The sequence below is a fragment of the Streptomyces sp. NRRL F-5135 genome, from assembly GCF_000719775.1.
GTDB lineage: Bacteria > Actinomycetota > Actinomycetes > Streptomycetales > Streptomycetaceae > Streptomyces > Streptomyces hebeiensis.
Genome location: NZ_JOHR01000020.1, coordinates 100,156 through 106,693 on the forward strand (window position 1 = coordinate 100,156; position 6,538 = coordinate 106,693).

The window sequence follows — 6,538 nt, forward strand, 5'->3', positions numbered from 1 at the left end:
CTCGCCGCCCGCCGGACCACCGAGCGCGGGGCCGGCGCCGAGCGCGGGGCCAGAGGCGTCCGGCAGTGGCGCTGGGGCGTGTAAAAGTCGGTGGCACGTTCCCTCTTGGTCTCGCCGGCGCCGAGCGTATGACCGCCGCCCCGTCCAGAATGATCCATGGTTTCGTGAATTCACGATTTGCTGTACTGTCGTGGCGTGCTGACTGTCGCCTCCAACATCGACGTACTGACGCGCTTCGGCCGCGCGCTCGCCGATCCGATCCGCTGCCGGATCCTGCTCGTCCTGCGCCGGGCGCCCGCCTATCCGGCCGACCTCGCCGACACCCTCGGCGTCTCCCGTACCCGGCTGTCGAACCACTTGGCGTGCCTGCGTGACTGCGGCCTGGTGGTGACCGTCCCGGACGGGCGGCGGACCCGCTACGAACTCGCCGACGAACGTTTCGGCCACGCCCTGGACGACCTGCTCGCCGCGGTGGTCGCGGTCGAGAAGGACAAGTCCTGCCGCGACGCCGCTACGGAAGGCTGCTGCTGATGGTGTCCATGTCCCTGGGGCCGTCCCCGGACCGTCGTGAGGTGCTGGCCCGCCGGATACGGCTGCTGGTCGCTGCGACGATCACCTACAACGTCATCGAGGCCGCCGTCGCTCTGACCGCCGGGACCGTGGCGTCCTCCACCGCCCTGATCGGCTTCGGCCTGGACTCGATCATCGAGGTCTCCTCCGCCGCGGCCGTCGCCTGGCAGTTCTCCGCCGCCGACCACGCCGTGCGCGAGGCTCGGGAGAAGACCACTCTGCGGATCATCGCCGTCTCCTTCTTCGTCCTCGCCGCCTATGTCACCGTCGACGCCATCCGCGCGCTGGTCGGTGCCGGCGAGGCCGACCGCTCCCTCACGGGCATCGCCCTGGCCGCGCTCTCCCTGGCCGTGATGCCGTTCCTGTCCGCCGCCCAGCGTCGCGTCGGCCGTGAACTCGGCTCCGCCAGCGCCGTCGCGGACTCCAAGCAGACCCTGCTGTGCACGTACCTGTCCGCCGTTCTGCTGGCCGGACTGATCCTCAACGCCACCCTCGGCTGGTCCTGGGCCGACCCGATCGCCGCCTTGGTCATCGCCGCCATCGCGGTGAAGGAAGGCCGCGACGCCTGGCAGGGCAAGGGTTGCTGCGCACCCACCACCTCCGTCGTGGCACCGGCGGCCGCCGCCGCGGCGATCGCCGGGTGCGGTTGCTCACCCGGCTGTTCCCGCTGCTCGTGAACCTCCCGTCGCCTGCCCGGCCTGTGTTTCGGCGCGCGCGGACAGGCCGGGCAGGCGAGGACATCGACGCGGACAGCCAGGCCCGGGCAGCGCTTGCGGAGGCCGCTCACGGCGGGGAAGGCTCGGTCAGTCGCGCTGCCCACGGCCCCGGGGGTGCATGACGAGCTTCCCCACGTGAGCCCTGCGGGCGAGCTCTTCCTGCGCCTGAGCGGCCCGGTCCAGTGGGAAGGTCGCCGCGACGACGGGCTGGATCTCGGCCTGACGAGCCAGGTCCATGAGGAGGCCGAAGTGTGTGGGCGTGTGCATCGCGGACCCGATGACCTGGGCGTTGTGCAGATAGAGACGGCGCACGTCGAAGGTCACGTCGTACCCGCCGAGTGCGCCGGCGATGACCCATCGGCCGCCTTCGCGCAGCAGCGGCAGCCCCTCGGCCACCAAGTCCCCGGCGACGACGTCGAGTGCGACGTCGATGCCCTCCGGGGCGGCGGCGCGGATCTGCCCGGTGACATCCCCCGCGCGGTCGATGACTTCGTGCGCGCCGGCCTCGCGCACCGCATCGATCTTGGGTCCGCTGCTGATGGCGAGTACCCGCGCACCGCGCGCACGGGCGATCTGTACCAGCGCGACGCCGACACCGCCGGACGCTCCCGAGACCAGGACGGTCTCCCCCTCCCGCAGTCGGCCCCGCTCGATCATGCCCAGAGCAGTGCCGTAGGCGGTCGGCAACGTCGCCAACTGACCGTCCGTGAGCGGGGATTCCGTCACGTCGTGCACGCGCTCCGCCGGCGCGGTCACGTACTCGGCGTAGCCACCGTCGCGTTCGCTCCCCATCAGGCCCACCGGGTTCGCGTCCGGTCCTTCGGTGTCGTAGATCGCCGGGTCGACGACCACTCGGCGTCCGACGAGGCTCTCGTCCACGTCGGCGCCGACTGTCACGACCCGGCCGGCCACGTCGGCGCCCTGGATGCGCGGGAAGTCGATCGGGCCTCGCCAGCCCGACAGCGCCTCCGGGTCTCCCGGGCGGCCGTAGGCACCCTCCCGGGTCCACAGGTCGGTGTTGTTCAGCGCTACCGCGCTGACCTGGACCAGCACCTCTCCTGCCTGCGGGGTGGGCACTGCCGCCTCCGTCACCTCAAGAACCTCCGGCCCCCCGTGCTCTGTGATCCGCACCGCGCGCATGGTCTCTGGCACGCCCATCGCTCGAACCTCCTCATAGGTATACTGGTCTGTGAACTTTCGCCACGGTACACCGATCAGTGAAGAGACGCCCAATGCGGGAAGCGCACCCCATGACACCGGCCGGCCGCCGCATCGTCGCGGCGGCCGAGGAACTGTTCTACAACCGCGGAATCACAGCGGTCGGCGTCGATCTGATCGCTGAGCGCTCAGGCGTGACCAAGCGGACCCTGTACAACCAGTTCGGCTCGAAAGACCACCTCGTGGCGGCCTGCCTCGCGGAACGCGACCGGCGCTGGAGGTCGCTCGTCCGCGCCGCCGTCGATGCCTGTGGCAGCCCTGTCGAGGCCGTCACCGCGCCTTTCGACGCACTGCGGACCTGGAGCGGGACCAACACCCGCGGATGCGCGTTCATCAACGCACTGGCCGAACTCCCGGACCCCTCCCACCCCGCGTACCGCATCGCCGCGAACCAGAAGCTCTGGCTGCGGAACCTGTTCGAGGAACTCGCCACCGCGGCGGGCTGCTCGGGGCCCGCCACCCTCGCCACTCAGCTCCTCGTGCTGCACGAGGGTGCCCTCGCCACGCAGCCGTTCCCGGGCGACACCCTTTCGGGGAGCACTGACCTGGCGCGATCTCTCGTTCGAGCCAGTGCTCCGCCCCGCCGATAAGCGGGTATCGAGCGATTCGCGCCAATGTCGGATCCCTCGGACCGTCGCCGGGGCGGGCCGAGGATCAGCGTCACGCGCCTACCTTCCGGGCAGCCCCAGCAGCGGCAGCCAGGCCTTGTCCACGATCTCGGCAATCGACTCGTCCGTCACCGCGCGCATCCCCAGGACCATGTCGTGGCGCAGCAGGTCGAACGGCAGGTTCACCACGCGGGACGGGCGTGGCGCGTCGGGCAGTTCGCCGCGCTCGACCGCACGGGCGACGATCATCTCGAAGGGAGTCGCCCGGCCCGGCGCGAGGAGGGCTTCGCGCAGCTCGCCGAAGCCGGTGCCGGTGTCGCGGAAGTAGCCGGCCAGTTGCACGCTCATCATCGTGATCATGTGCTCGCGGCCGGCGCGGGCGTTGTGCAGGAAGCCGATCGCGTCGTCGCGGAGGCTGCCGGTGTCGGGCACCTCCATCGGCTGCCAGCGCTTGGTGAGAGTGGCCAGCAGCAGGTCCTCGTGCTGTGGCCAGCGCCGGTAGAGCACGGGCCGGCTCGTGCCGGCGCGGGCGGCGACCGCCTCGTAGGTGAAGCCGGGGTATCCGTGTTCGACCAGCACCTCCCAGGCGGCGTCGAGTATCGCGTTCTCCAGTACGGCACCGCGTCGACGGGTGGCCCCGCCGCCACGGGACCGCCCGTCGTCGGCGCGACGGCCGGCCGCCCGCGCCCCGGCGGTCCCGCGGTCCTCCGTGCCCCGCTCCTGCTTGGGATCCATTTGTGTATCTTATCGCGGCGGCTTACGGTGTCCGCTGTTGGATACGTGTCCGTACCTAAGTGTGGCGTCCGGTGGCGTCCGGCGTCACGGCGTGCCCGTCGGCGTTCGGCTTCCTGCTCCCGTAGCCGCAAGGAGTGGTCAGTGATGTTCGATGTCGTCGTCGTCGGCGGTGGTCCCGCCGGCCTCTTTCTCGCCTGCGAACTCCGTCTCGCCGGGGTCCGGGCCCTGGTGCTGGAGCGGCGGGCGGAGCCGGATCCGGCGGACAAGGCGCACGGCCTCGCCGGGCAGGTCGTGCGGCTGCTGGACCACCGGGGCCTCTTCGAGCGCTGCGGGGGTACGGGAGCGCCGGAGCCGGCGCCCGGATTCTTCTACGCCGGGATACCGCTGCCGCTGCACGTGCTCGGCGAGGACAACCCGATGTATCTCCTGCCCGTCAACCAGCGAGACCTGGAACGGGTGCTCGCCGAGCGCGCGGCCGAACTCGGCGCGGACGTCCGGCGGGGCTGGGAGGTGATCTCCTTCAGCCAGACCGATGACCGGGTCGACGTCGTCGCCCGCGGTTCGGACGGAGCCGAGAAGACGTTCACCGTGCGCTACCTCGTCGGCTGCGACGGGGGCAACAGCCTGATTCGCAAGCGGGCGGGAATCGGCTTCCCCGGCGGCACCGACGACGTCGTCGACCGCTCGGCCCTGATCGGGCCGAGCGAGCACATCCGTTTCCTGCCGGGGGGACGTGTCGTGATCGATGGCCTCGGCGAGATCCCGGCGATGTTCCACCGCACGGAGAAGGGCGTCTTCAGCCTGCTCGCGCACGACCCGCGGCGGCCGCTCGTCAACACGGCCGAATGGGGAGGGCTCCCGGCGGGCGATTTCCCGGGGCCGGGCGCGCCGATGACGCTGACCGAGATGGAGGACAGCGTCGAACGGGTCATCGGAGTGCGCCTGCCCCTGAATCCGCCGCCCGAGGGTGCGCCCGCACTGCTCCGCCGCCTGTGCCACCGCAACTACCGGCAAGCCGACCGTTATCGCCACGGCCGGGTCTTCCTCGCCGGCGACGCGGCGCACGTGAGCCACGGGCCGACGCTGAACGCCGCGTTGCAGGACGCGGCCAACCTGGCCTGGAAACTCGCCGCGGCGGTGCGGGGGCGGGCGGCGGAAGGGCTCCTGGAGAGCTATGAGACGGAGCGCCACGCGGCCGGCGAGCGCGTGCTCACGCAGACCCGGGCCGCCTCCGCTCTGTTGGCGCCCGGAACCGGGATCACCGCCCTGCGCCGGCTCTTCGCGGAACTCCTGCAACGCACCGAGAACGTCCACATGATCGCCGCCGCGATGGCGGGTGCCGATGTCCACTACGACATGGGCGAGGAACACCCTGCCGCGCCCACCGGCTGGTTCGTGCCGCCCCTCGGCCTGACCACCGGCGACGGACGCACGCGGCGCCTCGCCGAACTCCTGCGCGACGCCCGCCCCGTGCTTGTCGACCTCACCGGCGGGAACGGCCTGGCCGCCACCGTGGAGCCGTGGCTCGACCGGGTGCGCCACGTGGCCGGAGTCGCCGACGCGGCCCCGGCGCCCGCGCTGCTCATCCGGCCCGACGGCTACGTCGCCTGGGCGGGCGCGGACCCCGACGGGCTGAAGACGGCACTCGCCCGCTGGTTCGGCGCGGGCTGAGGCTCCCCGCCGCCTCCCGGGGCAAGGGGGCGCCGTCGTACCACCGTTGAGCCGGGCACCCGTACCGAAGCCGATCCGGGCGACTGTCCGGAAGCAGTACTGCCCCCTCGGGCGCCGGCGTCGGCCACTCGGCGCGACTGTGCGATCGGCGCGGTGACTGATCTCCCGACGATGCCCTTCATTGGATCGTTTGTGGTGATAGGGGAGGTGTTACCGGTGTCGTGCGGGCCTCCGAGGTGGAGAAAGCATGGAGGGGTGGCTACGCAACGCCGCTGGCTTGTATGCGTATTGCTATGATCCGCAGGTCACTTCAAGACAAATTCCCGCCGCGGGTGGCTCGTGTATGCCCTGGGTCGGACGCGGTTGCCGCGGTCCGCGTACGCGTCTCTCCGTAGTGCGGGAAAACGCCCGCATCCGCCGACGCCCGAAGCTTCTCCGAGTTCGCCGACCCCAGGTTCACCAGCCTGTTCCCCCGCACGCACTCCACACAACGAGGGACCGCGGAATGTCAGCGCCTGTCACCACCAGTCCACGCCGGAAAGGCGTCTCGCGGTCGGCCTCCCTGGCCGTGCCTCTGGCCCTGGTGGTGACCGCCGTGGCCGGTGGGGTGGCCGCCGCCACGGCTCCCGACCAGGCCCGCTCCTGGGTGGTCACCACGGTCGTCGTCGCCTGGGTGTGCGTCGCGGTCGCCGTCGTCTCCTGCGCGTTGGTACTGCGGCGCGTCAGGGCCGGGGCGGTCGCGGCGGAGGAGGAGACCCGGGCCGCGCGGTCGCAACTGGCGCAGAGCGGCGCCGAGTCGGCGCACCTGGTGAACGTCGCGCTGCCGACCGCCCTGCGGAGGATCCGCGAGGGTGGCGGCGCGGCGGGGACCCCGCCGGTGATGGCACCGTCCGATCCCCAACTCCGGCGCGTGCTGGACACGTTCGTCGTGGAGTTGGCGGATGCGGAGGGGCGTGCGGCTCGTGCCGCCGTGGAGCGTGATGGTGCTCTGGGGCGGTTGGAGCGGGGGGCGGGTGATCT

Annotated in this window: 6 protein-coding genes and 1 pseudogene; 5 read left to right on the top strand and 2 right to left on the bottom strand. The window is 71.7% G+C overall.

Annotated features, from left to right (window positions below; all coding sequences use genetic code 11):
• The first annotated feature begins 195 nt into the window (after nucleotides 1-195).
• Together IG02_RS0129830 and IG02_RS0129835 are read left to right on the top strand one after the other, a co-directional pair.
• Nucleotides 196-531: an ArsR/SmtB family transcription factor gene (locus IG02_RS0129830; protein ID WP_030754764.1), complete on the top strand. Its 336-nt coding sequence runs from the start codon at nucleotides 196-198 to the stop codon at nucleotides 529-531.
• Nucleotides 531-1,247 carry a cation transporter gene (locus IG02_RS0129835; RefSeq protein ID WP_030754766.1) on the top strand — a complete coding sequence of 239 codons (717 nt, stop codon included), beginning with the start codon at nucleotides 531-533 and terminating at the stop codon, nucleotides 1,245-1,247. The genes IG02_RS0129830 and IG02_RS0129835 overlap by 1 nt, the downstream gene beginning before the upstream one ends.
• A 126-nt stretch (nucleotides 1,248-1,373) precedes the next feature.
• On the opposite strand, the gene IG02_RS0129840 is transcribed toward IG02_RS0129835, so the two are convergent.
• Nucleotides 1,374-2,444, bottom strand: a complete 1,071-nt coding sequence (locus IG02_RS0129840; RefSeq protein ID WP_030754768.1) for a zinc-binding dehydrogenase — start codon at nucleotides 2,442-2,444, stop codon at nucleotides 1,374-1,376.
• A gap of 74 nt (nucleotides 2,445-2,518) precedes the next feature.
• Here IG02_RS0129840 and IG02_RS0129845 point away from each other — a divergent pair, with 74 nt between their 5' ends.
• Complete coding sequence (locus tag IG02_RS0129845) at nucleotides 2,519-3,094, top strand: TetR/AcrR family transcriptional regulator (RefSeq protein WP_030754770.1); 576 nt, start codon at nucleotides 2,519-2,521, stop codon at nucleotides 3,092-3,094.
• Between the two features lie 78 nt (nucleotides 3,095-3,172).
• Here the strand turns inward: IG02_RS0129845 and IG02_RS0129850 are convergent, their stop codons facing one another.
• Nucleotides 3,173-3,847 carry a TetR/AcrR family transcriptional regulator gene (locus IG02_RS0129850; RefSeq protein WP_078854943.1) on the bottom strand — a complete coding sequence of 225 codons (675 nt, stop codon included), beginning with the start codon at nucleotides 3,845-3,847 and terminating at the stop codon, nucleotides 3,173-3,175.
• A 144-nt stretch (nucleotides 3,848-3,991) separates the two neighbouring features.
• Here IG02_RS0129850 and IG02_RS0129855 point away from each other — a divergent pair, with 144 nt between their 5' ends.
• The gene (locus tag IG02_RS0129855) at nucleotides 3,992-5,518 is read left to right on the top strand and encodes an FAD-dependent monooxygenase (RefSeq protein ID WP_030754774.1); all 1,527 of its coding nucleotides are present in this window, start codon (nucleotides 3,992-3,994) and stop codon (nucleotides 5,516-5,518) included.
• A 505-nt stretch (nucleotides 5,519-6,023) separates the two neighbouring features.
• A pseudogene (locus tag IG02_RS0129860) lies at nucleotides 6,024-6,538 on the top strand (ATP-binding protein); the annotation flags it as partial.

What these genes read in the sequence shown, in the direction of transcription:
- IG02_RS0129850 (WP_078854943.1), bottom strand. Translation starts at nt 3,847, where the DNA reads ATGGATCCCAAGCAGGAGCGGGGCACGGAGGACCGCGGGACCGCCGGG.
- IG02_RS0129855 (WP_030754774.1), top strand. Translation starts at nt 3,992, where the DNA reads ATGTTCGATGTCGTCGTCGTCGGCGGTGGTCCCGCCGGCCTCTTTCTC.
- IG02_RS0129840 (WP_030754768.1), bottom strand. Translation starts at nt 2,444, where the DNA reads ATGGGCGTGCCAGAGACCATGCGCGCGGTGCGGATCACAGAGCACGGG.
- IG02_RS0129835 (WP_030754766.1), top strand. Translation starts at nt 531, where the DNA reads ATGGTGTCCATGTCCCTGGGGCCGTCCCCGGACCGTCGTGAGGTGCTG.
- IG02_RS0129845 (WP_030754770.1), top strand. Translation starts at nt 2,519, where the DNA reads ATGCGGGAAGCGCACCCCATGACACCGGCCGGCCGCCGCATCGTCGCG.